Origin of the sequence: Pseudomonas fungipugnans, from assembly GCF_029955235.1 — a bacterium.
Classification (GTDB): Bacteria; Pseudomonadota; Gammaproteobacteria; order Pseudomonadales; family Pseudomonadaceae; genus Aquipseudomonas; species Aquipseudomonas fungipugnans.
The window spans coordinates 2039813-2065960 of record NZ_JARBWL010000001.1 but is presented as its reverse complement, the minus strand read 5'-3'; the positions used below and the strand labels follow the sequence as shown (position 1 = coordinate 2065960).

The 26148-nt window shown below is 60.2% G+C and carries 24 protein-coding genes; 11 read left to right on the top strand and 13 right to left on the bottom strand.

Going from position 1 to position 26148, the window contains the following annotated elements; genetic code table 11:
• Positions 1–45: 45 nt before the first annotated feature.
• From POF45_RS08280 to arsC, 3 genes are read right to left on the bottom strand one after another with little or no spacing between them, the layout of a single operon-like run.
• The gene (locus tag POF45_RS08280; protein ID WP_259495721.1) at positions 46–471 is read right to left on the bottom strand and encodes a DUF2069 domain-containing protein; all 426 of its coding nucleotides are present in this window, start codon (positions 469–471) and stop codon (positions 46–48) included.
• A gap of 1 nt (position 472) precedes the next feature.
• A complete protein-coding gene (wrbA, locus tag POF45_RS08275; RefSeq protein WP_259495720.1) occupies positions 473–1069 on the bottom strand; it encodes an NAD(P)H:quinone oxidoreductase in 597 nt (198 codons plus the stop codon).
• Complete coding sequence (gene arsC / locus POF45_RS08270) at positions 1066–1419, bottom strand: arsenate reductase (glutaredoxin) (protein WP_282315505.1); 354 nt, start codon at positions 1417–1419, stop codon at positions 1066–1068. Before arsC ends, wrbA begins: the two co-directional genes overlap by 4 nt.
• Before the next feature lie 114 nt (positions 1420–1533).
• On the opposite strand from arsC, the gene POF45_RS08265 reads away from it, so the two are divergent.
• The gene (locus POF45_RS08265; RefSeq protein WP_259495718.1) at positions 1534–2001 is read left to right on the top strand and encodes a TlpA family protein disulfide reductase; all 468 of its coding nucleotides are present in this window, start codon (positions 1534–1536) and stop codon (positions 1999–2001) included.
• Between the two features lie 83 nt (positions 2002–2084).
• Here the strand turns inward: POF45_RS08265 and POF45_RS08260 are convergent, their stop codons facing one another.
• Positions 2085–2489 carry an META domain-containing protein gene (locus tag POF45_RS08260; RefSeq protein ID WP_259495717.1) on the bottom strand — a complete coding sequence of 135 codons (405 nt, stop codon included), beginning with the start codon at positions 2487–2489 and terminating at the stop codon, positions 2085–2087.
• A complete protein-coding gene (locus tag POF45_RS08255; RefSeq protein WP_259495716.1) occupies positions 2489–2923 on the bottom strand; it encodes a hypothetical protein in 435 nt (144 codons plus the stop codon). The genes POF45_RS08260 and POF45_RS08255 overlap by 1 nt, the downstream gene beginning before the upstream one ends.
• A 133-nt stretch (positions 2924–3056) precedes the next feature.
• Between POF45_RS08255 and POF45_RS08250 the strand changes: the two genes are divergently transcribed.
• On the top strand, positions 3057–3458 hold the full coding sequence (locus POF45_RS08250; RefSeq protein WP_259495715.1) for a hypothetical protein: 402 nt from the start codon (positions 3057–3059) through the stop codon (positions 3456–3458).
• Positions 3459–3463: 5 nt separating this feature from the next.
• Here the strand turns inward: POF45_RS08250 and POF45_RS08245 are convergent, their stop codons facing one another.
• Together POF45_RS08245 and POF45_RS08240 are read right to left on the bottom strand one after the other, a co-directional pair.
• Positions 3464–4453 (bottom strand): 2-hydroxyacid dehydrogenase, encoded by a 990-nt coding sequence (locus POF45_RS08245; RefSeq protein WP_282315504.1) that lies wholly within the window; start codon positions 4451–4453, stop codon positions 3464–3466.
• 168 nt (positions 4454–4621) lie between these two features.
• Positions 4622–7375 (bottom strand): response regulator, encoded by a 2754-nt coding sequence (locus tag POF45_RS08240; protein WP_259495713.1) that lies wholly within the window; start codon positions 7373–7375, stop codon positions 4622–4624.
• Positions 7376–7588: 213 nt separating this feature from the next.
• On the opposite strand from POF45_RS08240, the gene POF45_RS08235 reads away from it, so the two are divergent.
• From POF45_RS08235 to POF45_RS08200, 8 genes are all read left to right on the top strand, one after another.
• On the top strand, positions 7589–8308 hold the full coding sequence (locus tag POF45_RS08235) for a response regulator transcription factor (RefSeq protein ID WP_282316020.1): 720 nt from the start codon (positions 7589–7591) through the stop codon (positions 8306–8308).
• On the top strand, positions 8295–9725 hold the full coding sequence (locus POF45_RS08230) for a sensor histidine kinase (RefSeq protein ID WP_259495712.1): 1431 nt from the start codon (positions 8295–8297) through the stop codon (positions 9723–9725). Before POF45_RS08235 ends, POF45_RS08230 begins: the two co-directional genes overlap by 14 nt.
• Before the next feature lie 294 nt (positions 9726–10019).
• Entirely contained in the window at positions 10020–10922 is a 903-nt protein-coding gene (gene cysM, locus POF45_RS08225) for a cysteine synthase CysM (RefSeq protein ID WP_259495711.1), read from the top strand.
• Positions 10922–12322, top strand: coding sequence for a 23S rRNA (uracil(1939)-C(5))-methyltransferase RlmD (rlmD, locus tag POF45_RS08220; RefSeq protein ID WP_259495710.1), 1401 nt, complete (start codon positions 10922–10924; stop codon positions 12320–12322). Before cysM ends, rlmD begins: the two co-directional genes overlap by 1 nt.
• A 76-nt stretch (positions 12323–12398) precedes the next feature.
• Positions 12399–14642: a GTP diphosphokinase gene (gene relA / locus POF45_RS08215; protein WP_259495709.1), complete on the top strand. Its 2244-nt coding sequence runs from the start codon at positions 12399–12401 to the stop codon at positions 14640–14642.
• 141 nt (positions 14643–14783) lie between these two features.
• Positions 14784–15617 (top strand): nucleoside triphosphate pyrophosphohydrolase, encoded by an 834-nt coding sequence (gene mazG, locus POF45_RS08210; protein ID WP_282315503.1) that lies wholly within the window; start codon positions 14784–14786, stop codon positions 15615–15617.
• A gap of 25 nt (positions 15618–15642) precedes the next feature.
• A complete protein-coding gene (locus tag POF45_RS08205) occupies positions 15643–16185 on the top strand; it encodes a DUF2058 domain-containing protein (RefSeq protein WP_259495707.1) in 543 nt (180 codons plus the stop codon).
• A gap of 227 nt (positions 16186–16412) precedes the next feature.
• A complete protein-coding gene (locus POF45_RS08200; RefSeq protein ID WP_282315502.1) occupies positions 16413–17360 on the top strand; it encodes a hypothetical protein in 948 nt (315 codons plus the stop codon).
• Positions 17361–17427: 67 nt separating this feature from the next.
• Here POF45_RS08200 and POF45_RS08195 read toward each other — a convergent pair whose 3' ends face one another.
• From POF45_RS08195 to POF45_RS08170, 6 genes are all read right to left on the bottom strand, one after another.
• Positions 17428–17616 carry a hypothetical protein gene (locus POF45_RS08195; RefSeq protein ID WP_259495705.1) on the bottom strand — a complete coding sequence of 63 codons (189 nt, stop codon included), beginning with the start codon at positions 17614–17616 and terminating at the stop codon, positions 17428–17430.
• A gap of 353 nt (positions 17617–17969) precedes the next feature.
• Entirely contained in the window at positions 17970–19190 is a 1221-nt protein-coding gene (fabB, locus tag POF45_RS08190) for a beta-ketoacyl-ACP synthase I (protein ID WP_259495704.1), read from the bottom strand.
• Positions 19191–19201: 11 nt separating this feature from the next.
• Positions 19202–19717 carry a 3-hydroxyacyl-[acyl-carrier-protein] dehydratase FabA gene (gene fabA / locus POF45_RS08185; RefSeq protein WP_259495702.1) on the bottom strand — a complete coding sequence of 172 codons (516 nt, stop codon included), beginning with the start codon at positions 19715–19717 and terminating at the stop codon, positions 19202–19204.
• A 247-nt stretch (positions 19718–19964) separates the two neighbouring features.
• Positions 19965–21866 carry an ATP-binding protein gene (locus tag POF45_RS08180; RefSeq protein ID WP_259495700.1) on the bottom strand — a complete coding sequence of 634 codons (1902 nt, stop codon included), beginning with the start codon at positions 21864–21866 and terminating at the stop codon, positions 19965–19967.
• Entirely contained in the window at positions 21863–22795 is a 933-nt protein-coding gene (locus POF45_RS08175) for an ABC transporter substrate-binding protein (RefSeq protein WP_259495698.1), read from the bottom strand. Before POF45_RS08175 ends, POF45_RS08180 begins: the two co-directional genes overlap by 4 nt.
• 1 nt (position 22796) lies before the next feature.
• Positions 22797–24920 carry a TonB-dependent receptor plug domain-containing protein gene (locus POF45_RS08170; RefSeq protein ID WP_282315501.1) on the bottom strand — a complete coding sequence of 708 codons (2124 nt, stop codon included), beginning with the start codon at positions 24918–24920 and terminating at the stop codon, positions 22797–22799.
• A gap of 195 nt (positions 24921–25115) precedes the next feature.
• Here POF45_RS08170 and POF45_RS08165 point away from each other — a divergent pair, with 195 nt between their 5' ends.
• Positions 25116–26141 (top strand): NAD(P)H-dependent glycerol-3-phosphate dehydrogenase, encoded by a 1026-nt coding sequence (locus POF45_RS08165; RefSeq protein ID WP_259495696.1) that lies wholly within the window; start codon positions 25116–25118, stop codon positions 26139–26141.
• Positions 26142–26148 lie beyond the last annotated feature (7 nt).

Below are 26148 nucleotides of genomic sequence, written 5' to 3'. Positions count from 1 at the left end.
CCACAGATCCAGTGTGGGAGCGAGCTTGCTCGCGAAGGGGCCCGATCAGGCAACGGAGATCTCGCCCTCGCCAGCCAACTTGCGATTCAACTGAAACCGCCACCGCACATACAGCAGCGCCGAGCAGAACACCGCCAAACTTGCGCCCATCTCCAGCAACCCGAACAGCTGCCGGTTCGGGTCATAGGCCGCCAGGGCGCCCTTGATGAAATACAGGTTCACCACAAAGCACATCCACGAATGCCCGCGCGCGCTGCCGATCATCATCCCCGGCGCCAGCAACAGCAGCGGCACCAGTTCGATCAGCAGAATCACCCACGGCCGTGCGCCATGCAGGTCGGCGACCGCCAGGTAGTAGACGCACAGCAGTCCCACCAGGCCGAAAAAGCACAGCAGGCTGATGGCTCGCATCGCCCGAACGCGCGGCTCCAGCCATTCAATGGATGGCAAAATCTTTGGCTTCTTCGCCACGTCAGTTCCCCAGTTTCTGTGCAGTTTTTGCCAACCGCAGGCCCAGCGCCCGGCACAGCGCCACTTCGTGTTCATTCAAGCCGCTTTTGCCATCGGCGCCAGCGTGATGACTGGCGCCATACGGCGTGCCGCCGCCACGGGTTTCCAGCAGGGCCGATTCGCTGTAGGGCAGGCCGGTGATCAGCATGCCGTGGTGCAGCAACGGCAGCATCATCGACAGCAGAGTGGTTTCCTGGCCTCCGTGCAGGCTGGCGGTCGAGGTAAAGACCCCGGCCGGCTTGCCCACCAGGGCGCCGGTCAGCCACAGGTTGCTGGTGCCATCGAGGAAGTACTTGAGCGGCGCTGCCATGTTGCCGAAGCGGGTCGGGCTGCCGAGGGCCAGGCCCGCGCAGTTCTTCAGGTCGTCGAGGCTGGCGTACAGCGCGCCTTCGTCCGGGATGTCCGGCGACACCGCTTCGCATTCGCTGGAGATCGCCGGTACGGTGCGCAGGCGCGCTTCCATGCCCGACTGTTCAACGCCCCGGGCGATCTGCCGGGCCATTTCGTTGGTCGAGCCGCTACGGCTGTAATACAGCACCAGAATGTAGGGCGCGCTCACGGCAGCAACTCCAGCACGTTCTCCGGTGGACGGCCGACGATGGCTTTGTCGCCGACTTCGAGAATCGGCCGCTCCATGAGTTTCGGATAGGCCGCGATGGCGGCGATCAATTGCGCTTCGCTGAGGGTGGCGTCGGCCAGGTTGAGGGTCTTGTACTCGTCTTCGCCGGTGCGCAGCAGTTGCCGGGCGTTGAAGCCGAGCTTTTTCAGCAAGCTCTGGATTTGCGCGGCGTCCAGCGGCGTTTCCAGATAGCGGACCACGTCAGGGGCCAGGCCACGGGCCTGGAGCAGTTCGAGCGCACCGCGGGATTTCGAGCAGCGCGGGTTGTGATAAAGCGTCAGATCGGTCATGTGCGGGTCGCATCTTGCGTAAGGTGGCGGCTATTCTAACTGTGCAGCGCGCAATCCAGAACCGTGGGAGGCGATGGGTCGCAGGCGCATTCAACTTTTGACAAGGATCACGACATGACAAGGCGATTGGCAGCGGCATTGGCGATTATCGGGACGCTGATGCTGGGGGGCTGCGGCAATGACTATGGCATCGACCAGAATGGCCACAAAGTGGCCGCCGAACACCTCGACAAACAATGGCTGGTGCTCAATTACTGGGCCGAGTGGTGTGGCCCGTGCCGTACTGAAATCCCGGAGCTGAACGGCCTGGCAGAACAGCTCAAAGACAAGAAAATCGGGGTGTTCGGGGTCAATTTCGACAATGTGCAGGGCGATGACCTGAAAAGCGCCACCGAAAAACTGGGGATCAAGTTCACGGTACTGGCCCAGGACCCGGCGGATCTGTTTGATCTGCCACGCAGCGAGGCCTTGCCGGTGACTTACATCATCGATAACAAAGGCAAGGTGCGCGAACAACTGATGGGCGAGCAGACAGCGGCGGGGGTGATGGCAAAACTTGAGGCGTTACAGGCGAAAAATTGATTTCAGCTCGTTTCGGACGAGCTTTTGTGGCGAGGGAGCCAGCTCCCTCGCCACAGTGAGTCAATTATCAGCGTCGAGGGCAATCAACCCTCTTCAAGCCACCAACGCAGCGGCTTGCCTTCGGCCGGCCAGAAGCGCATCTGGTCGATCGGCGAGATGTCCCAGCGCTGCACCTGTTCCAGCGCTTGCAGGAAACGTCTTTCCTGCTCCATCAAGGCTTCCCCGCACATCTTGCGGGTGCTGCCGATCTTGCCGAAGCTCAGCTTGTCGCCATCCAGGGTGTACGGCGCGAACCAGTGGTTGCAGCCGCCGTTGCCATAGGCCCGACCGTCGTCCCCAAGGGTGATGGTCAGGTGGCTGTAATCCATCAGCGGACGTTCGCCGATCCACTCCAGAATGTAGCTGTGGTTTTGTTGCAATTGCACCGGCTCGGCGGCGCAGCCCATCAGGCCGGCGCCGACCATGGCGGTCAGGGCAAGGCGTTTCATCACGCGGGCTCCTGGCATTTCGGGCACAGGTGCTTGTCGCCAACGGTGGACCAGCCCAGCTCGGCGATACGTGCCGTGGCGGCGGGTTTTTCAGCCTTGTTGCCGAGCTTGGCATCCACCGCGAATTCGAAGCTCAGCGCCTTGGCGCAGCTGTCGCAATTGACGTTCCAGGTGTGGATTGCCAGTTCGCCGAACACCGGACCACTGGCCACCGCGACCCATTGGCCTGGCGGGTTGATCAGGTGGCGGACGGTTTCAACGGTCAGGCGCATGGACAAGTCCTTGCTGCCTTTAAGAGTGACCACCAGCACATCGTTATTGCGAATCGAGCCGCCGTTACCGGTGACTTGATAACGCCCCGGTACCAGGGCGCGGCATTCGGTCAGGGTGTGCTGCGGGTTCATCAGGCTGTAGCGGAAATCGTGTTCGACCATGGGTCCTCCAAATATGCGCGGTATGCTAGCACGGGCATCAGCGCAGCATGGCGCATGGTTGTGACCTTCGATCAGGTTCAAACGACACGCCAGTCATGGCACACTGCCGCTTTTGGTTCTCTAAGGAATGGAAATGGCGTTGATCGACTGTTATGAATGCAAGAAGAGCATCAGCTCCGAGGCACCTGTGTGCATTCATTGCGGCGCGCCATTGAAGCCGTCCGCCAAGGCGGCGCCGATCACCTTTGGCCGTCTGCCCAGGGATGAAAAAGTGCCTGAGGTGGCAACCGGGATGTTCGAGCCTGCGCCCAAGGTCGTACCTGTGCCTGAAGCGCCGGTCCCTGTCAGCCGCCGACGCCGGGTCGAACCGGTGACACCGACATGGCCGCGTCCAGTAGAAAGCTGGCTGAAAATCATGGTGTTTCTGCTGCCGCCGTTTTTTGTCTGGTTCCTGCTACGGCCAGGTCATTCCCTGCAACAGCGTCTGATCGGTTTCGGTTGGCTGGGCCTGATGATCCTGCTCTCCAAAGTCTGATACGGTCAGCCCACGACCTGATTGCGAGGTGCCCCGCTGGCCCAGGCCCAGATGTTTTGCAGTGTCGTCGCGGCGATGGCGTCCAGCGCTTCTCGGGTCAGGAACGCCTGGTGGGCGGTGATGATGACGTTGGGAAATGTCAGCAATCGCGCCAGCACATCGTCTTGCAGCGGCAGGTCCGAGCGGTCCTCGAAAAACAGCTGCGCCTCTTCTTCATAAACGTCCAGTCCCAGATACCCCAGTTGGCCGTCCTTCAAGGCGTCGATCAGCGCAGGTGTGTCGACCAGACCGCCGCGCCCGGTATTGATCAGCATCGCCCCCGGTTGCATGTGCGCCAGTGAGCGGGCGTTGATCAGGTGCTTGCTCTGCTCGTTGAGCGGGCAATGCAGGCTGATGATTTGCGACTCGGCCAGTAGTTGCGGCAAGCTCAGGTAGCGGGCGCCGAGCGCTTCGACCTGTGGATTGGGGAACGGATCATGGGCCAACAGCTCACAACCGAAACCGTTCATGATTTTCGCGAAGGTGGCGCCGATCTGCCCTGTGCCGACGATGCCGACGGTCTTGCCCGCCAGATCGAAACCGGTCAGGCCGTGCAGGCTGAAATCCCCTTCGCGGGTGCGGTTGTAGGCGCGATGCAGGCGCCGGTTGAGCGCCAGAATCAGCGCCACGGCATGTTCGGCAACTGCATGGGGCGAGTAGGCCGGAACCCGCACGATGGCCAGCCCCAGGCGCTTGGCCGCCGCCAGATCAACATGGTTGTAACCAGCCGAACGCAGGGCGATCAGGCGCGTGCCACCAACTGCCAGTTGTTCGAGGACCGGGGCGCTGAGGTCGTCGTTGATAAAAGCGCAGACCACTTCGTGCTGTTCGGCCAGGGCCACGGTATCGAGGCTCAGGCGTGCCGCTTGAAACTGCAACTCGATGCCGGCCGGCAGGTTGGCGGCAAGGAAGCTGTCGCGGTCGTAGGGCTGGCTGCTGAACAGAATCGTGCGCATGGGTGTCCTCCTGGAAATATCACACCGCAATCCTTGTGGGAGCGAGCTTGCTCGCGATGGCGGCGTATCAGTCAATATATGAGTGAACTGGCAGTCCGCTATCGCGAGCAAGCTCGCTCCCACAGGTATTGCGTTCTAGTCTGATGCCCTCGGCGGTCACTCTCTGAATCAGGCACTGATACGCGCCTGCGCGGCCAGACGATTGATCGCGTGCTCCAGTTCATCAAGTGACGCCACGGATTTCGGGTCCTGTTGCTTGAGCAGTGTTTCGGTACGCTGGCAGGCGGCGCGCAGTTGCGGTACGCCGCAATATCGGGTGGCGCCGTGCAGGCGGTGGACCCGTTCGATCAAGGCATTCTGGTCATTGCTTTCACGGGCGACACTGATCGCCTCGCGATCCGCTTCGAGGGATGCGAGCAGCATCGCCAGCATGTCGGCGGCCAGATCGGCCTTGCCCGCGGCCAGGCGCAAGCCCTCTTCGTGGTCGAGCACCAGCAAGTCACTGCCCACGCCGTAGTTGTCGTTGACCCGATCCGGGCCTTGATTGCGCAACGCCAGCCCCGTCCACTTCAGCACCACCTGAGCCAGTTGCCGCTCACTGATGGGTTTGGTCAGATAATCATCCATGCCGCTTTGCAACAAGGCGCGTTTTTCATTGGCCATCGCGTGAGCGGTGAGGGCGACGATGGGCAGCGGTGTGCAATGGCGCTCACTTTCCCACTGACGAATCGCTTCGGTGCTCTGACGTCCGTCCATGCCCGGCATCTGCACATCCATCAGCACCAGGTCGAATGTTTCGTTCTGCACTGCCTTGACGGCGGCATAACCACTTTCCACGGCAAGCACCTTGGCACCCATGTCTTCGAGCAAGGTTTGCACCAGCAACAGGTTGGCCGGGTTGTCGTCCACGCACAGCACTTTCGGCGCACGGCTGGAAATCGGTTCGCCGGGCTCGATACGCAACTGACGCGGGTTGACCAGATCCGACAAGGCCCGGCGCAGTTTGCGGGTGCAGGCCGGTTTGGATTGCAGCTGACTGTGGGGGTTGGGCACCGACAGATGGAACAGCGTCTGTTCGGTGGTCGGGCACAACACCAGCACTTTACAACCCAAGTGTTCGAGGTCCCAGATGTGCTGGTTGAGGCGCTCCGGCGGCATGTCGTTGCTGGTGATGCCGAGTACCGCGAGATCGATTGCCTGATCGGTCTGATGGGCGCCGGTGACACCATTGGTCAGACTTTCCAGGGTATTGAACGGCGTGACTTCCAGGCCGCAGTCTTCGAGTTGATGTTGCAAGGCCTGACGAGCCAGTTCGTGATTTTCCAGCACCGCCACACGGCGCCCGAGCAATGGCGGGCCGGGCAGGTCCTCGGCGTCGTCACGGGTTTTGGGCAGGCTCAGGCTGATCCAGAATTCCGAGCCTTCGCCCGGTGTGCTGTCGACACCGATCTCGCCACCCATCTGCTCGATCAGACGCTTGGAGATCACCAACCCCAACCCGGTGCCGCCGGGTTGTCGCGACAGCGAATTGTCAGCCTGACTGAACGCCTGGAACAGGGCGCGCACGTCCTGGTTCGACAGACCGATACCGGTGTCCTGAATGCTGATGCGCAGTTGCACGCTGTCTTCGTGTTCCTCTTCCAGCATGGCCCGGGCGACGATGGTGCCTTCACGGGTGAACTTGATCGCGTTGCTGACCAGGTTGGTGAGGATCTGCTTGAGCCGCAATGGATCGCCCACCAGCGACAGTGGCGTATCGCGATACACCAGGCTCACCAGCTCAAGCTGTTTGGCGTGAGCGGCCGGGGCGAGGATGGTCAGGGTGTCTTGCAACAGGTCGCGCAGGTTGAAGGGGATGTTGTCGAGCACAAGCTTGCCGGCCTCGATTTTCGAGAAGTCGAGGATCTCGTTGATGATCCCCAGCAGGCTGTCGGCGGATTTCTCAATGGTGCCCAGATAGTCGAGCTGGCGCGGGGTCAGTTCGCTTTTTTGCAACAGATGCGTGAAGCCGAGAATACCGTTGAGCGGCGTGCGGATTTCGTGGCTCATGTTGGCCAGGAATTCGGACTTGATACGGCTCGCTTCCAGGGCTTCCTTGCGCGCCAGGTCCAGCTCGATGTTCTGGATCTCGATGGTTTCCAGGTTCTGGCGCACGTCTTCGGTGGCCTGATCAATACTGTGTTGCAATTCTTCCTGAGCGTTTTGCAGGGTGCCGGCCATGCGGTTGATACCGGACGCCAGTTCGTCGAGTTCCTGGCTGCCCAGCGGTGGCAGACGGGTTTCGAGGTGACCGTCCTTGAGTTGCGCGACCGCCTGCTTGATCTGGCCCAACGGGCCGTTGATGGTGCGGCCCATGCGCAAGGCCAGTAACGCGGCACCGGCCAGGCCGGCGCCAATCAACAACAGGCTGGCGAACAGGCTGCGGTAACCGCGCAACAGCATGCCGTTGTGGGACAGCTCAAGTTCGACCCAGCCCAACAGGCGGTCGGTTTCGTCGGGGATCAGTTCACCTGCCAGATTACGGTGCTTGCCGAATACCGGCAGCAGGTAACGGGTGGCGTCATTGCCGCTGCGGCGCAGCATCTGTGTGCCATTGCCGACCGGCGCCTGATTGAGCATGGTCGGGCCGGCATGCGCCAGCGGGGTTCGATCGGGTGCCAGGAACGTCACCGCGCGCACATCAGATTGTTCCAGCGCCTGGGTGGCGATGCGCTCCATCAACTCGCTGTCCTTGTGGCCCATGGCCGGGGCGACGAGCGGTGCAAGTTGTTCGGCGATCATTTCGCCACGCTGCATAAGCTGGTTTTGCAGGTCGGTTTGCTGCATCCAGGTGAAGTAGCCGCCCAGCACCAATGCCATCAGGCTGGTCGGAAGCAAGGTCAGCAACAGCACGCGGCCTTTAATTCCCAGTTTCTTGAGCACGCAACTCTCCCGCATCCAGCTGTTTAATGACCCCCGCGAGCATCCGGCCCGCGGCACCTGCGCAGTGTATCGATTTGCTTGCGGGCAATCTTCGTAAATTGATGTCGTTATTCGTCGGCAGGTCCGTTGCTTTCGTCTACGAGGCAAACCTTGGGTTGCCCCTGGCGAATCAATCTTGAATAATCAGCAATTGAGAATTATTTGCAGATGATTATGACAAGCATCACTGCCGGTCCCCACATCCTGTCCATTGAGGACGATCTCGTACTCGGTGCCTATGTCCACGAGCATCTGGGGCGTTGTGGCTTTCAGGTCACCTGGTGCCAGAACGGCCAGGAAGGCCTGGCCATTGCTCGCCGGCAACCGTTCGATGTGGTGTTGATGGATATTCTGCTGCCTGGGCTCAATGGCCTGAATGTGTTGACCCAACTGCGTCAAAGCCATTCGACGCCTGTGCTGCTGATGTCGGCGCTGGGCGCTGAAGAGGACCGTATCAGCGGTTTTCGCCTGGGCGCCGACGATTATCTGCCCAAGCCGTTCAGCATGGCCGAGCTGCGCGTGCGCATCGAAGCCATCTTGCGCCGCGTTGCTCTGGACCGCCGTCCGTTGTCGGCGCCGATGTCCGCGCCGGTGCACGGTCTGGTTTTCGACACGGATATCTGTGACGTGCTGTACCGCGATCAAGAGGCCGGCCTGACCCGCAGCGAATACCGGTTGCTGGATACGCTCAATGCCAATGTCGAAGAAGTGCTGAGCAAGGCCTTCCTTTATCAGCATGTGTTACAGCGCGGGTTCGCGCCCCATGATCGCAGTCTGGACATGCACGTCAGTCAGATCCGCCGCAAGCTCAGGGCCATCGGTTATACCGAACGCGAAGTACGCACGGTGTGGGGCAAGGGCTATGTGTTGAGTGCCTCCGATGAAGTGGCCTGATCTGCCGGGCCGCCACTCGCTGTTCTGGAAACTTGCCTGCTTGTTGGTGGCGTTCTGTCTGCTGATGATCTGGCTGAGTTGGTCCTGGGGACGGTATATGGAGGAAAAAAACCTGTTCCTGTCCGACGAAGCGCGAGGCACGTTGGCGCGTTACGCCGCCGAAGCCGAGCGCGCCTGGAGTGAGGACCAGAGTGCCGGCGTCGATAGCTGGTTAAGGAGTATCAATCGCCGTGAGTCGACCCGGTTCGCGGTCATCGGCGGTGATTTGCAGTCCTTGAGCAGCGACCCGCTGAGCGATCAGCAAATCCAGCACCTGACGTTTTTGCGCGGCCTGGAGTGGCCGGTCAGTCGTCGCTCGAAAAACCTGCCGTGGCTGAGGGTGCCGTTCCCCGGCAATCCGTCGGCCGGCAGCCTGGTGGTCGAGTTGCCGCAGCGCTTTGTGCCGGGACAATACCGGCTGCTCTGGCGGGTGATCACCAACGGCGTGATTCCGGGGTTGTTCACCCTGTTGCTGTGCGTCGGCCTGTATCGGTTGCTTGTAGTGCCCCTGAACAACCTGCGCGAACAAGCCAATGCCTGGCGTGCCGACCCATTGAATGTGCGCCTGTCGAGCCGAACCACCAATCGCAACGATGAACTCGGTGAGCTGGGACGGGCGTTCGATCACATGGCCGAGCGACTGCAAAACACCGTGGCCTTGCAGCAACAATTGTTGCGCGACTTGTCCCACGAACTGCGCACGCCGCTGAGTCGCCTGCGGGTTGCCAGCGAAAGCGAGCAGGGGCTGGCGCAATTGCGCGAGCGGATCGCACGTGAGGTCGACGGCATGCAGCGTCTGGTCGAAGACACCCTGCAACTGGCCTGGCTCGATACTGAACGCACACCGTTGCCTGATGAACCGATCCAGATCCAGGCGTTGTGGGACATGCTCGCCGAAAACGCCTGTTATGAAAGTGACTGGCCGGCACATCAGCTGTATTGCGCAGTGGACGCGTCCTGCTGGGTACGCGGCCACCTCAACACCTTGGCCCAGGCACTGGAAAATGGTTTGCGCAACGCCATCCGCCATTCACCAAAGGACGGCATCGTGCGTCTGGGCGGACGACGTGATGGCGAGTTCTGGCTGCTATGGCTGGAGGACGAAGGCGGCGGCGTGGCCGAGACGGATCTTGAACGAATCTTTTCACCGTTCATTCGCCTCGACGGTTCACGACCGGGCAATGGCGGGTTCGGACTGGGGTTGAGCATTGCCAGGAATGCCGTGCAGCGCCAGGGCGGGTCGATCTGGGCGGAAAATGCCGGGGCGGGGTTGCGATTGACTATGCGCTTGGTGGCCGATTTTGAGGGCGTCAGTGATGACGCCTTCGCGGGCAAGCCCGCTCCCACAGTGGACCTGACTCAGCCGCAAAGGGCCTGACAACCACTGAGCCCTGTGGGAGCGAGCGTGCTCGCGAAGACGTCCTTAAGACCACCACTGAGCTGATTTTGTCGGGTTCGGTCTCTGGTTTTGGTACGACATCTCAAAGGCTGAAAGAAAGTCGCACCACTGGAGCAACAATTGTCCCGATCGTCGCCCTGATGATTTCAGCCAAATACCCCGCTGGCCAACCCCTTATTCCCATAAACCATAAGCCCATCACTTTGCGTGATATGGCCTGCCAACGTTTGCCGGTATGATAGGCGCCCCCGCAGTCTGGATTGCGAATACGCCATGACCTTGCAGTACCCCACCATCGCCGATTGCGTCGGCAACACTCCGCTGGTCCGTTTGCAGCGCCTGCCTGGCGTCACCAGCAACACCCTTTTGCTCAAGCTCGAAGGGAATAACCCGGCGGGGTCGGTCAAGGACCGGCCGGCGTTGTCGATGATCACTCGCGCCGAGTTGCGCGGGCAGATTCACGCCGGCGACACGCTGATCGAAGCGACCTCGGGTAATACCGGGATTGCCTTGGCCATGGCGGCGGCAATCAAGGGTTACAAGATGATCCTGATCATGCCCGACAACTCCAGCGCCGAACGTAAAGCCGCGATGACGGCCTACGGCGCCGAGCTGATTCTGGTCAGTCAGGAAGAGGGCATGGAAGGCGCTCGCGATCTCGCCCAGCGGATGGAAGCCGAAGGCCGTGGCAAGGTGCTGGACCAGTTCGCCAACGGTGATAACCCCGAGGCGCACTACACCACCACCGGCCCGGAAATCTGGCGCCAGACCCAGGGCACCATCACCCACTTCGTCAGCTCCATGGGCACGACCGGCACCATCATGGGTGTTTCGCGCTACTTGAAAGAGCAGAGCGACAGCGTGCAGATCGTCGGTCTGCAACCGATGGAAGGCTCGGCAATTCCGGGTATTCGTCGCTGGCCGCAGGAATACCTGCCGAAGATCTATCAGGCTGAGCGCGTGGATCGCATCGTCGACATGGCGCAAAGCGAAGCGGAAGACGTGACTCGTCGTCTGGCCCGCGAAGAAGGAATTTTCTGTGGCGTGTCGTCCGGCGGTGCCGTGGCGGCAATGCTGCGTTTGTCCCGGGAAGTTGAAAATGCGGTGATCGTCGCGATCATCTGTGACCGTGGCGACCGTTACCTGTCGACCGGCATTTTCGACGCGCCCAACTGATGGCCAAGCAAGAGAGAGGCCTGCGCTTCCAGCCCACGGGCGGCAGCAAGGCCCCGCAAATCCCGACCGGCAAAAAACAGCGCTTGAGCATCGAGCGCCTGGCCAATGACGGTCGCGGTATCGCGTTTTTCGAAGGTCGTACCTGGTTCGTTCTCGGCGCTTTGGCCGGTGAAGAAGTCGAAGCTCGGGTGCTTGGCGCCCACGGCAAAATCGTCGAGGCACGCACCGAGCGGGTGTTCCAGGCCAGCGAACTGCGTCGCCCGGCGCCGTGCCCACACGCGGGTCGTTGCGGTGGTTGCAGCGTGCAGCATTTGCCTCACAGCGAACAACTCGCCCTGAAGCAGCGCATGCTCGCCGAGCAACTGTCCAAGGTCGCCGGTGTCGAGCCCGAACAATGGGCTGCGCCATTGAGTGGCCCTGAATTTGGCTACCGCCGTCGCGCTCGCGTGGCCGTGCGCTGGGACATGAAGGCGAAGAAACTCGAAGTCGGTTTCCGTGCCGCCGGCAGCCAGGACATCGTTGCGATCAACGAATGCCCGGTGCTGGTACAGCCCTTGCAGCCGATCATGACCCGCTTGCCGGAGATGCTCCGCCGCTTGAGCAAGCCTCAGGCGCTGGGGCATGTGGAGTTGTTCAGCGGTTCAAGTCTGGCGCTATTGCTGCGGCACATGGCGCCGTTGTCCGAGGCCGACCTGACCCTCCTCAAGGATTTCTGCGCGTTCCATGAAGCGCAGTTATGGCTGCACGGTGACGGCGAGCCGCAACCGGTGAATGCCGGTGAAACCCTGGGCTATCGCCTGGAGCAATGGAATCTGGACCTGGCCTGGCGGCCTGGAGATTTCATTCAGGTCAACGCCGGGGTCAACGAGGCCATGGTTGCCCAGGCGCTGGACTGGCTGAAGCCGCAAGCCGATGAGCGGGTTCTGGACCTGTTCTGCGGGCTTGGCAACTTTGCCTTGCCGCTGGCCAAGACCGTGCGCGAAGTCGTCGCAGTGGAAGGCGTGCAGGCCATGGTGGAGCGGGCTGCGGCGAACGCCGCCAGCAACAATTTGCATAACACGAAGTTTTTTCAGGCCGATTTATCCCAGCCTTTGACCGATGCCGAATGGATCGGCGAAGGCTTTTGTGCGGTACTCTTGGACCCACCGCGTGACGGTGCTTTCGAGGTCGTGCGCAAGCTTGCGTCCCTGGGTGCCGAACGGTTGGTATATGTGTCGTGCAACCCTGCAACTCTGGCGCGCGATACGGTCGAATTGATCAAGCAGGGCTACCGGTTAAAACGTGCCGGGATTCTCGATATGTTTCCTCAGACGGCACATGTCGAGGCCATGGCGTTATTTGAAGCGAGCCAGGATGGCTCGTCTGGTCCGACTGGTCCATCCGTGAAGCGCTCGCATTAGCCCGGCGAGCCCTCACGGGTATTGAAAGGTCAGCGATTAGACGCATTGAATCTGCGTCGTAGGGAAGGTAAGCAAGATGGTACAGGTGAGAGAACACCAGCCGATCAACACTGACGGCAGTATCAATCTCGAGGCATGGCTCGATCACGCGGTCAGTGTCGATCCGGCACTGGATCGCGAAGCCTTGAAAGAAGCCTGCGATTTCGCTCGTGAGGCCGAACAGCAAGCCAATGCGGCAAAAAATCTCTGGTCCGAAGGGACGTCGAGTTTTCGCACCGGCCTTGAGATCGCCGAGATTCTCGCCGACCTCAAACTCGATCAGGATTCGCTGGTCGCCGCGATCCTGTACCGCGGTGTGCGCGAAGGCCAGATCCTGTTGCCGGCGGTCAGCCAGCGCTTTGGTCCGGTGGTCGGCAAACTCATCGACGGCGTGTTGCGCATGGCGGCGATCAGCGCCAGTCTGAGCCCGCGCCAATCCATGGTGCTGGGCACTCAGGGCCAGGTGGAAAACCTGCGCAAAATGCTTGTGGCGATGGTTGATGACGTGCGCGTTGCACTGATCAAACTGGCCGAACGTACCTGTGCTATCCGTGCAGTGAAAACCGCCGACGACGAGAAGCGCAACCGCGTGGCGCGCGAAGTGTTCGACATCTACGCGCCACTGGCTCACCGCCTCGGTATCGGTCATATCAAGTGGGAACTGGAGGACTTGTCTTTCCGTTACCTTGAGCCCGACCAGTACAAACAGATCGCCAAGTTGCTCCATGAGCGGCGTCTGGATCGCGAGCGTTTCATCGCCGACGTGATGAATCAACTGAAGAACGAATTGCAGGCCACCGGCGTCGACGCCGACATCAGTGGCCGGGCCAAACACATCTATTCGATCTGGCGCAAAATGCAGCGCAAGGGTCTGGAGTTCAGCCAGATCTACGACGTGCGCGCCGTTCGCGTGCTGGTGCCGGAAATGCGCGATTGCTACACCGCGCTCGGCATCGTCCACACCCTGTGGCGGCACATCCCGAAAGAATTCGACGACTACATCGCCAACCCGAAAGAGAACGGCTACCGCTCGCTGCATACGGCGGTGATCGGCCCTGAAGGCAAGGTGCTGGAAGTGCAGATCCGCACCCACGCCATGCACGAAGAGGCCGAGCTGGGGGTGTGCGCGCACTGGCGCTACAAGGGCACCGACGTCAAAGCCGGCTCCAACCAGTACGAAGAGAAAATCTCCTGGCTGCGTCAGGTGCTGGAGTGGCACGAAGAACTGGGCGACATCGGTGGCCTGGCCGAGCAACTGCGGGTCGATATCGAACCGGACCGGGTGTACATCTTCACCCCCGACGGCCATGCCATCGACTTGCCCAAGGGCGCGACGCCGCTGGACTTCGCCTACCGCGTGCACACCGAAATCGGCCACAACTGCCGTGGTGCGAAGATCAATGGGCGCATCGTGCCGCTCAACTACAGCCTGCAAACCGGTGAACAGGTCGAGATCATCACCAGCAAGCACGGCACCCCGAGCCGCGACTGGCTGAACTCGAACCTGGGTTATGTCACCACCTCGCGAGCGCGGGCGAAGATTGTTCACTGGTTCAAATTGCAGGCGCGGGACCAGAACGTCGCAGCCGGTAAAACCTTGCTGGAGCGCGAACTGACGCGTCTCGGTCTGCCGGCGGTGGATTTCGACAAGCTGGCCGAAAAAGCCAACATGAAAACCGCCGAAGACATGTTCGCCGCATTGGGTGCTGGCGACTTGCGTCTGGCGCAACTGGTCAATCTGGCCCAGCAACTGGTGGAGCCGGAGCGCGGCAACGAACAGCTGGAGCTGATCCCGCGCAAGGCCACCGGCTACAAGCCAGGCAAGCGCGGCGACATCCAGATCCAGGGCGTCGGCAACCTGATGACACAGATGGCCGGCTGCTGCCAGCCGCTGCCGGGGGATGCCATTGTCGGTTACATCACCCAGGGTCGTGGCGTCAGCATTCACCGCCAGGACTGCGCCTCGGTGCTGCAACTGGGCGGGCGTGAGCCGGAGCGGATCATCCAGGTCAGCTGGGGCCCGGTGCCGGTGCTCACCTACCCGGTGGACATCATCATCCGCGCCTACGACCGTTCCGGTTTGTTGCGTGACGTCTCGCAGGTGCTGCTCAACGAGCGGATCAACGTGCTGGCGGTCAACACCCGCTCGAACAAAGAGGACAACACCGCGTTGATGTCCCTGACCATCGAGATTCCGGGGCTGGATGCACTGGGCCGGTTGCTGGGGCGGATTTCCCAATTGCCGAACATCATCGAAACCCGGCGTAATCGCACGCCGTGAAGCGGTCGCCTTTATTCCACGCCGTACTTCTGTGGGAGCCGGGCTTGCCCGCGATGCAGACACCTCGGTTTTCTCTGGAACACCGAGCTGATGCCATCGCAGGCAAGCCAGCTCCCACAGGGTTTGTGTAGAGACTGATTGATGTATTCACTTGAAGACCTGTTGTACCTGATGAACCGCCTGCGCGACCCGCAGTACGGCTGCCCGTGGGACATCAAGCAAACTTACGCGACCATCGTCCCGCATACCCTGGAAGAAGCCTATGAAGTCGCCGACGCCATCGAGCGCGGTGACTTCGATCACCTGCAGGGCGAGTTGGGGGATTTACTGTTCCAGGTGGTCTATTACAGTCAGTTGGCCCGGGAAGAAGGGCGCTTCGAATTCGCTGGCGTCATCGACAGCATCACCCGCAAGTTGATTCGTCGTCATCCCCATGTGTTCCCCACCGGCGACTTGTATGCGCCGCTGGACGTCCCGCGTCTGGATGAAGAGCAGGTCAAGCAGCGCTGGGAAGAGATCAAGGCCCAGGAGCGCGCCGAGAAATCCGCCGCCCCGCAACAGCTGTCCTTGCTCGACGACGTGCCCACGGCGCTGCCGGCCCTGTCCCGTTCGGCCAAGCTGCAAAAGCGTGCCGGGCAGGTCGGGTTCGACTGGCCGCACGCCTTGCCGGTGCTGGACAAGGTCCGTGAAGAGCTCGATGAAGTGCTCGAAGCCATGGCCGACAATGATTCGGCAGCGATCACCGATGAAGTCGGCGATCTGTTGTTTTCCGTGGTCAACCTGGCGCGACATCTCAAGGTTGATCCGGAAACCGCCTTGCGCGGTGCCAACGTAAAATTTGAACGACGCTTCCGATTTATCGAACAGGCATTGCGCGATACCCTGCGTCCCATAGAAGATTGCACCCTCGAAGAGTTGGACGCCCTGTGGGGTGAAGCCAAACGTCAGGAAAAGAATTTGCCCAGCTGCGGTTGAGCAGTTGCCTAAGTGAGTAAGCACCATGAGCATTTCCCTTCGCGACCAGTTGCTCAAAGCAGGGCTGGTCAACCAGAAGCAGGCCAAGCAGGTCGGCAAAGAGAAGCAGAAGCAGCAGCGTCTGGTCCATAAAGGTCAGATCGAGCAGGACGATACCCAGCAGCGCCTGGCTCAGGAAGCGCTGGCCGAGAAGGTCAAGCGCGATCAGGAGCTGAATCGGCAGCAACAGGAAAAGGTCGAGGCCAAGGCCCGCGCCGCGCAGGTCAAGCAGTTGATCGAAGTCTCGCGCCTGCCCAAGCTGACCACCGAGGACTACTACAACTTCGTTGACGACAAGAAGGTCAAGCGGATTTCGGTGAACACCCTGATGCGTAACAAGCTCAGCAGCGGCTCGCTGGCCATCGTGCATCACGCCGGCGGTTACGAAGTTATCCCGCGTGAAGCGGCGCTGAAAATTCAGGAGCGCGATCCTCAGCGCATTGTGCAGTTGAACGTGAAGACCGAAGAAGTGGCGGTCGAAGATGATCCGTACGCGGCGTATCAGATTCCTGATGATCTGATGTGGTAAGTGCCTGAAGCTGTGTAACTACACACGCGTTATTACTTCAGATATGAAATGTGTTGAACCCGAAAAAGTGTATGAGTACGCTCTTTCGGGTTCTTCTTTTTGCGCGTGATAAAACATCTGAAAGATATAGGTGGTCTCGGGTTTTATTGCAGTGTGTGTTGTTTCATAAACTATTCAACTACTCGTCGAGAAGGAGGTGTATCCGATAATTAACTCTGGGATTTTTCATGTTAGTGACTATTGCGTCTTTGCAACAACCCACCTTCCACTCCGAGTTTTCCTGGCCGCGACAGCCCGGTCAGTCCATGACGGATTATGTCAGTCAGGAACTTCACAGAAGGGTTCAGTTTGTCAGTGACCGGCTTCAAGTTGCTGCCAAAGCGGCGATTGATCAGCACCCGGACAGCCAGTGCCTGTTCTTCACATTGCCCGAGTTCTTCTGGAATGTGCCGTGGAGCAGCGCCCGGAACGAGGAGGAGCTGCTGGAGCTCAGCTGGGCGTGCATGGACAGGATGTCTGAAAGCATGGCGATGCTGATGAGTGGGCAGCCTTTGGAGCCGTATGGAAAAGTGGTATTGCTGGCCGGTACTTGCGCTACGTTGGTCAAAGTGGGGGAAGGGCAGGATGCTTATTTTGATGTGATCAACTTTTTGCTGGCTGTCAATAATTTCAAGCATCACAGTGACGGGATGCCGGAACTTGCGATGTGGCCAAAGCGCTATGTTTCGGGTATCGACTTCGGTCAGGGCGATTATAATGCCGGGCATTGGCTTTTCAAACTTTCAGAAGGCCTGAAGATCAAGGTCAAGGCTGTAGGTTCTGCGGTTGCCGAACAAAATTCCAGTGCAGGTTATAGCCCGACATTTTCCAATACGTGGATTGATGAGTGTACGTTCAGTATCAATGTATGCCTCGACTACGCCATGCTCAACAGTGGCCAGCGCAATGATGAACTTGAAAGCATCGATTCGAAAATTGATTTTCTGATTGCCTGCGGAATGGGTTTCGGCGACCAGAAGCGTTACCCGCAGAGCGTTCGGTTTGCCGTCAGGAATGACGGGATGGACAAGGGCAGTTGTGAATTCGCTCACGTGGAGGGGGGCAAGATCAGCCATCTGCTGCCTTCGACGATCATCGAGGACACGCTGCACCTGGCGGTGGTGGATCTGAGCTGATTCGGATTCTAAAAAGTCGCCTGCCGCAGTGCGTGGCCGGGCAGGCGCTTTGTGCGATAACGCAGGTTCAGACGCTCGACGCTTCGCGTTTCTGTTCCAGTGTTTCCAGTTCGGCCTTGTAGCTGTGGGCATCGGTCTCGGAGTGGAACATGCCGACCAGCATGTCTTGTTGATGTACATCCCAGATGCGGATACCGGCGGCTACGCCTTCGTGGGACATATGTGAATCGTCGCGTTCAGTTACTTTTACAGTCATCTGCTAGCTCCAATCTCTGTTATCTGCAGCAAGGCGTGTGCAGGGCTCTGTTATATATTTTGTTAGCTTGCTAAGTAAACGTCTGTGTTCGGTAACGAATATTTGCGAAATCGGTAAAAGTCTTGCAGCCCGCTAAATCCGCGACATTCGGTCGCAGGTGGCTGAGTTTAATGACAAAAGTTTCATGTTCGCGATGAAGAAAACCATTGCCTGAACCAGACGCAAGTCCCCTGTGGGAGCGAGCAAGCTCGCTCCCACAGGTTCTGTGTTGATAGGTGAACCCTTTTTCCAGGCACAAAAAAACGCCCCGAACCAGTCGGGGCGTTTTTTTGTGCAGCGAAGCGGCGTGGCTGTTACTTGCCAGCCCAGCGCTTGAGTACCAGCGTGGCGTTGGTGCCACCGAAACCGAAGCTGTTGCTCATCACGGTGTTGATGGTGGCGTCTTCGCGAGTCTTGGTCAGGATTGGCATGTCTGCCACTTCCGGGTCCAGTTCTTCGATGTTGGCGGAGCCCGCCATGAAGTTGCCTTCCATCATCAGCATGCAGTAGATCGCTTCGTGAACGCCGGCGGCGCCCAGGGAGTGACCCGACAGGCTCTTGGTGGAGCTGATGGCCGGAGCGTTGGCGCCGAATACTTCACGTACACCTTTCATTTCCGCAACGTCGCCGACCGGAGTCGAGGTGCCGTGGGTGTTCAGGTAGTCGATCGGGGTATCAACGGTGGACATGGCCATCTGCATGCAGCGGATGGCGCCTTCGCCGCTGGGTGCGACCATGTCGTAGCCGTCGGAGGTCGCGCCATAGCCAACGATTTCCGCGTAGATCTTCGCGCCGCGGGCCAGAGCGTGTTCCAGCTCTTCAACCACGACCATGCCGCCACCGCCAGCGATGACGAAACCGTCACGCTTGGCGTCGTAGGCGCGGGAAGCCTTTTCCGGGGTTTCGTTGTACTGGCTGGACAGGGCGCCCATCGCGTCGAACAGGAACGACTGGCTCCAATGCTCTTCTTCACCGCCACCGGCGAAAACGATGTCCTGCTTGCCCATCTGGATCTGTTCCATGGCCGTACCGATGCAGTGAGCACTGGTGGCGCAGGCAGACGCGATGGAGTAGTTCAGGCCCTTGATCTTGAACGGTGTGGCCAGGCAAGCGGAAACGGTGCTGCTCATGGTCCGCGTTACACGGTATGGGCCAACGCGTTTCACGCCTTTCTCGCGCAGGATGTCCAGCGCTTCCATCTGGTTCAGCGTGGAGGCGCCACCGGAGCCGGCGATCAGGCCGGTACGCGGGTTGGAGACTTGCTCTTCGGTCAGACCGGAGTCCGCGATGGCGTCTTTCATGGCCAGATAGGCGTAAGCCGCCGCGTGACCGACGAAGCGATAGATCTTGCGGTCGATCAGCTCTTCGAGGGGCAGGTCAATGGAGCCGGAAACCTGGCTACGCAGACCCATTTCGGCATATTCCGGGTTGAACCGGATGCCCGGGCGACTTGCACGCAGGTTAGCGGAGACGGTCTCTTTGTCATTGCCCAGGCACGAAACGATGCCCAGACCAGTGATAACGACGCGGCGCATGCGGATAACCCTTAGAAGTTTTCAGTGGAGGTGAAAACGCCGACCCGAAGGCCTTCGGCGGTGTAGATCTCGCGACCGTCGACACTGACCGAACCATCGGCAATTGCGAGGTTCAGCTTGCCTTTGAGGACGCGCTTGATCTGAATGTTGTACGTAACTTTCTTGGCGGTCGGCAGGACCTGGCCGAAGAATTTCACTTCGCCCGAACCCAGTGCGCGACCACGGCCCGGCAGACCCTGCCAGCCGAGGAAGAAGCCGACCAGTTGCCACATGGCGTCGAGGCCCAGGCAGCCCGGCATCACCGGATCACCCTCAAAGTGACAGGCGAAGAACCACAAATCCTTGGTGATATCCAGCTCGGCGACCAATTCACCTTTGCCGTACTTGCCACCTTCTTCGCTGATATGGGTGATGCGATCCACCATCAGCATGTTCGGCGCGGGCAGTTGCGCGTTACCTGGGCCGAACAGCTCACCGCGACTGCAGCGCAGCAGGTCTTCCCGAGTAAAGGCGTTTTGTTTGGTCATGCGAGCTCCTCAATAATCCCATGCGGCAGGTGGGGCAAATCTTCCCGACCGACCAAGGCATTCATGCCTTGAGTCGACAGCCTACTCATAGACTATTGCGTTGTGGTGAAAGTCACAGCACCAAGGACATGAATGTACACTTGTGCACTGAAATTTTTATTCAAGCCCCTTTTGGGGCATGTTCGGGTGCCTAAGACTGCCGCACTTTCGCCTTTCACGCCAGTCGCAGATGGTCGAAAAGCCTGCACTACTGCACCCATCGCTGCAGAATCTGCTGCAGATCAGTACGTTTGAACGGCTTGGCCAGGTAATCGTTCATGCCCGCCGACAGACAGGCCTCGCGATCGCCCTGCAAGGCATTGGCGGTCAGGGCGATGATCGGCAAGTCCGCGCAGCCGGGCAGTTGGCGGATCTGCCGGGTGGCTTCATAGCCGTCGATGATCGGCAGCCGGCAGTCCATCAGAATCGCTTCATAAATCAGGCTTTCGGCACTGCGCACCGCTTGCAGTCCGTCGGTGGCAACGCTGACGGTAAAGCCCAGGCTGCGCAGCATGGCCTCGACGACCGTGCGGTTCACCGGATTGTCCTCCACCAGCAATACATGGCGCCCTTCACCGTGATCGTTGTTCGTCGACTGGCGTGGCAACAGCGTGGGTAGCGGCTGTTTATAAAGCGCCAGGGGGATTTCCAGAGTGAAGACCGAGCCGCGACCTTCCTCGCTCTGGGCTCGCAAAGTACCGCCCATACGTTCGGCCAGGGTGCGGGCAATCGGCAAGCCGAGGCCCGTGCCTCCGTAACGTCTTGAAATGGAACTGTCGGCCTGTTGAAAGGCGTTGAACATCAATTCCAGGCTGGCGGCGCAAATTCCGATGCCGCTGTCACGCACCGTGCAGGTAAACCACAGCAGTTCGTGATCCAGGGATTGCCACTGGGTTTCGATGCTGACGCGCCCCTGTTCGGTGAATTTCAGTGCATTGCCGATCAGGTTGACCAGGATTTGCCGGATCCGTGTCGGATCACCCTGCACCTGCAAGGCGCGCATGTCCTGCGGGATCAACAGGTGCAGCTCCAGCTTGCGTTGCACGGCACTGTGCTGGAAAGACTGGGCGCAACTGCTGATCAGGTCCACAAGGTTGAAGGCAATGTGCTCAAGCTCCAGTTCCGAGCGCTCGATACGCGAGAAGTCGAGGATGTCGTTGATGACTTTGAGCAGGTGTTCGGTGGACTCCGAGGCCATCGCCGCGTACTCGACCTGTTCCTCGGTCATCTCGGTGGTTTCCAGCAATTGCAGCATGCCCAGCACACCGTTCATGGGTGTGCGCAGTTCGTGGCTCATCATGGCCAGGAAGTCGGACTTGGCATTGTTGGCCTGTTCCGCCTCTTCCCGGGTCTGGATCAGTTGCGCCATCGCCTGGTGCTGCTCGCGACTGGCCTGTTCGAGGCCGCCGGCCAGGTTATTGATGTGTTGCGACAAGGCCCCCAGTTCGGTGTCGTCGACAATCGGCAGCGTCTTTTTATAGTCGCCGTCCTGGATTGCCTTGACGGCGTTGCCGATGTCGCGGATCGGCTGCGAGAGGCTGCCGGCCAGGCGTCGGGCGACGATGAAGGTAAACAACAGGGCAAACAGCGCCAGAATCCCGGCCTTGAGCATGATTTCCTGCTGGCGCTGGTTGAACGCGTCATTCGAGAGGCCGACAATCACCCGCCCCAGATAGTCCTCGCCGGCCCCGTTGCTGTTGGCCCGGGTGTCTTGCAGGAAATCATTGCTCAGGGCAATCCGTTGCAGCCGTACCGGCGCCTGGAACACCTCGACCTGTTGCGAACGATTGTGGTTCTCCGACGGTTGCTCGACGTACACCAGAATCCGGTTGGCACTGTCCTGGATTTCCAGGAAACGCACGTTCGGCGTGGCCAGGGTGGCCTTGAGCAGACTTTCCAACACCTCGTTGTTGCCGGAAATCACGCCGTACTCGGTGGCCGGTGCCAACTGGTTGGCGATCAACTGGCCGGTGTGATTGAGCTCCTGGCGCAAGTCCTGGATGCGCACGAAGGTGAAGAAGCTGATCAGCAGCAAGGTCAGCAGCAAGGCAGGGCCGAGGCTGATGATCTGGGTGCGGGTATTGATGTCCCAACGGCGTCGGAAGGTCATGGGCGTTGTTCTCCTTCGGCCAACTGCGTGGCAACAGACGCTTCATTCATCAGTTCGATACCTAATGAACGAGCCACTTGCGGGTTGGTTAAGACTTTGAAGTGTTTGGGGTACAGCGTGCGCGGCCAGGTGGCTGGCGGGCGATCAAGCAATTCGTCGAGAATCGCCAGCCAGTCGGTCTGGTCGCTGTAGGTGCTGGCCAGGCAGCCGGCCTTGACGAAGCCAGCGTTGGGGCCGATCAGTGCCTGCTGGCGCGCATAACTGCTGAGCAGCAGGTTTTTCGCGGTTTTCGGGTTGTACACATCCGGGTCATCCAGACCCAGCAGCACATCGCTTTTATTCAGCAGGGCCTGCAACGGGCGGCTGTCGCTGGTGTTGTCCCAACGCTCGGTAACGATCTCAAGGCCCAGAGGCGCGGCGGCCTGGCGCAGTTCCTTGAGCAGGAATTCGCTGTGCCGGTCATACAGCACACCCACGCGGCGGGCCTGGGGCAGAATCAACCGGGTCAGGCGCAATTGACGTTCCAGAGGCGGATCGCTCCACAGCAGGCTCAACCGTTCCGGCAACAGATTGTTCAGGCGTTTGCGCGCTTGCAGGCGACTGATACGCAGCACCAACGTGGCCGGGCCTTGGCTGTCTTGCATGCGCCAGTCCAGGCTGGGTAGATCGAGCAGAATCAGCCGCGTGTTGAACGGCAGTTTGCCCGGTGCCGGCAGGCTGGCCAGCGGCTGGAAGCGCACGGTGTCGGTCGGGCGCAATTCGCTCAGGGCCTGGGTGAAAGACTGCACGCCGGCACTGTCGGCGCTGGCGGTCAACAAAATATCCGCTGCCCGACTGGGCAGGCTGCCCAGCAAACCGCTCAGTACCAGGCACAGCCCGGCCAGCAGGCAGCCAAGGCGCGGCATTGGGCGGGAGGCGCGCGACTGCATCCTAGAATTCCAGCTGCGCGCTGAAGTAGAACACCCGGCGTTCGTCGTAGCGGTTGTCGACGAAGGTGGTGGGCTGATTATCGAGGCGTTGTTGCAGGATGCCGGCCAGTTCCAGGTTGGCCTTGCCCAGGCCGATGCGTTTGGCGATGCGGCTGTCCATGCGCTCGAAGCGATAGCCGTTGAGGGCGTCGTCACCGTAATAGAACAGTGCACTGTTCCAGCCGTGCCCCCAGTTGCGCAGCCAGCCGGCGGAGCCGCTGTTGCGGGCGGTGAGTTGCTGGTCCAACGGGTTGCTGGCCTGGGCGTTGACGTAGGCGTAGGTCAGGCGCAAGCGATCGACGCTGCTCAGCCGCCAGTCCATCTGGGTCTCGGCGCCCGAGAAACGTGCGTTGTTCGAGTTGCTGGCAATGTACTGATTGTTGCGCAGCGGCTCGCTGATCATGCTGGTGATTTCGTCGTAGAACAGTTTCACGTCCATCGCCAGACCCAACTCGACGAAGTAGCCGTTGTAGCCCATCTCCCGAGAGCGCATGCGTTCCTGGTCGAGGTTGCCGGGGCCACGGGTCTTGACGAAATAGCGTGCGCTGCTCTGGCCGTAGGCACCGGGTCGCAGGTCGGTCACCTGATAGCTCCAGTTGACATTGTTCTCGAACATGTCCGGCGAGCGCACCGCTTCGGAATACACCGCCCGCAGGCCGTGACGCGGGTTGATCAGGTAGTTGACTGCCACGCGCGGGGTCAGCGAGCTGCCGATCATTTGCGCGTCTTCGTACATGGCGCCGCCTTGCAGCAACCAGTGCTCGGTGGCGCGCCATTCGAGCTGGCCGAACGCGCGCCAGGTGGTGTCGTCGAGCGTGCCATTGAAGTAGGTCTCGGAGTCTGCACGGTCGTAACGATAGTTCATGCCGCTGACCAGCCGCAGACTATCGGACAGGGCCAGGGTGTCTTGCAGTTCGAGGTCGTAGCGCGACTCTCGGGCGCTTTGGTCAATGTCACCGCATACCGTTTGCCGGGCGCCGTTCTTCCATTGCCCCAGCACCTGATTGGCCAGTGCCTGTTCCGCGGGTGTGCCGGCCGGGGCGCCGGGGCCGGTATAGCGCTCCATGTTACGGGCCAGGCGTTCGGCGTAATTGGGGTTGAGTTGCCAGAGTTCGGTCAGCTCAGGGCTGAACGACACTTCGGCGTCGCAGGCGCGCCAGGTCTGCTGACGATCCCAGTGTTGGGCCGAGCCTTGTATATAAAGGCTGTGATCGGGATTGAGGTCCAGGTTCCAGCGCAGGGAGCCGGCGTAGTCATTGGCGATCACGTCAGAATTGTTACCGGCAGCCGTAATCCCCGAGAACACCGGGCGATAGGTATAGGGCCGCTGATTGGTGCCGTCCTTGGCATTCAATTGCCAATCGATGCTCTGCTGTTCGTTGAGCGTCTGGCTGACCGAGAGATTGAAGCGGTTCAGGCGTCGGCTGTCGCGATAGTCGGCACCGGTACGGTCGCTGTCGAAGCCATCGTCCTGCTGGCCGGACAATGACAGGCGCAGGTCGCCACCGTCCCAACCCACGCCCTGGCTGGCGTAGAAGTCATCAATGCCACGCTGGCCACGGGTGACTTTCAGCCGCGTGCCATGGCTGTCGGCCGGGTTGCGGGTGATGATGTTGACCACCGCCATCAGCGCGTTGGCGCCATAGCTGACGGTATTGGGGCCACGAAAGACTTCGATGCGTTCGATGTCCTCCATGGCCACCGGAATATCGCTCCAGTCCACGGTGGCCAGCCCGGCGCGGTACACCGAGCGGCCATCGATCAGCACCTGCATGCGTCGCGCTTCGCTGGCGTTGGTGCCGTGGTAGTTTACCACCGCCTGATTGCCGCTGATGTTGCCGACCATCATCCCCGGCACCAGGCGCAGTAATTCGCTGATATCCCGGGCACCGCTGGCCTTGATCAGCTCACTGTCGAGTACTGTCATGCTCCCCGGCACGGCGGCCGGCGACTGCTTCAGGCGCGTGGCGGTCAGCACCTGGGGCAGTGGCTCGTTGTCGACAAACAGGTCATCGGCCAATGACAGCGGGCTGAAGATCAGCGCCAGCAGCAGCGGCGAGCGAGGAGAGGAAGAAGCAAAAAACACGACACGGCCTTGATAGCGATAAAGTGGCGCGCATGTTAACCGAGCGACACGACTTTTCATTCACGTTGCTGGCATTTTCCTCGGCTTTGTTGGTCTTCTTCCTACAAGTGTCGGTAATTGACGCGGGGGCTGTCCGCCACTGGACCGCCCCGTATAATGCCGACATCGCCACTGGTATGGATAAACGGATTGCATATGACTGAACAGCGCCCAATTGCGGTCCTGGGAGGCGGAAGTTTTGGGACCGCCGTGGCAAATCTTCTGGCCGAGAACGGGCATCAGGTCCGGCAGTGGATGCGTGACCCCGAGCAAGCCGAGGCCATTCGGGTCAATCGCGAGAACCCGCGCTACCTCAAGGGCATCAAGATTCTGCCGGGTGTGACCGCCGTCACTGACCTGCAAGCAACCCTGCAAGACTGCGACCTGTGCTTTGTCGCACTGCCATCCAGCGCGCTACGTTCGGTGTTGATGCCCCATGCCGAACAGTTGAGCGGCAAGTTGCTGGTGAGTCTGACCAAAGGCATCGAGGCCCACACCTTCAAACTGATGAGCGAGATCCTCGAAGAGATCGCTCCGCAGGCGCGCATCGGCGTGCTGTCCGGGCCGAACCTGGCCCGTGAAATCGCCGAACACGCACTGACCGCCACGGTGGTCGCCAGCGAAGACGAAGAACTGTGCCAGCGGGTTCAGGAAGCCCTGCACGGTCGCACTTTTCGCGTCTATGCCAGCGCCGACCGTTTCGGCGTGGAACTGGGCGGGGCGCTGAAAAACGTCTACGCGATCATTGCCGGCATGGCGGTGGCGCTGGGCATGGGAGAAAACACCAAGAGCATGCTGATCACCCGGGCGCTGGCGGAGATGACCCGCTTTGCAGTGAATCAGGGCGCCAACCCGATGACATTCCTCGGCCTGGCCGGCGTTGGCGATTTGATCGTTACCTGCTCATCGCCTAAAAGCCGCAACTATCAGGTCGGCTTTGCCCTCGGTCAGGGTTTGAGCCTGGAAGACGCCGTCACGCGCCTGGGAGAAGTTGCCGAGGGCGTCAATACGCTCAAGGTGCTCAAGACCAAGGCTCAGGAGGTCGGGGTGTACATGCCGCTGGTCGCCGGGTTGCACGCGATCCTGTTTGAAGGGCGCACGCTTGAGCAGGTGATTGGTCTGTTGATGCGTGGCGAACCGAAAACCGATGTCGATTTCATTTCCACCAGCGGTTTCAACTGAGTGCCGG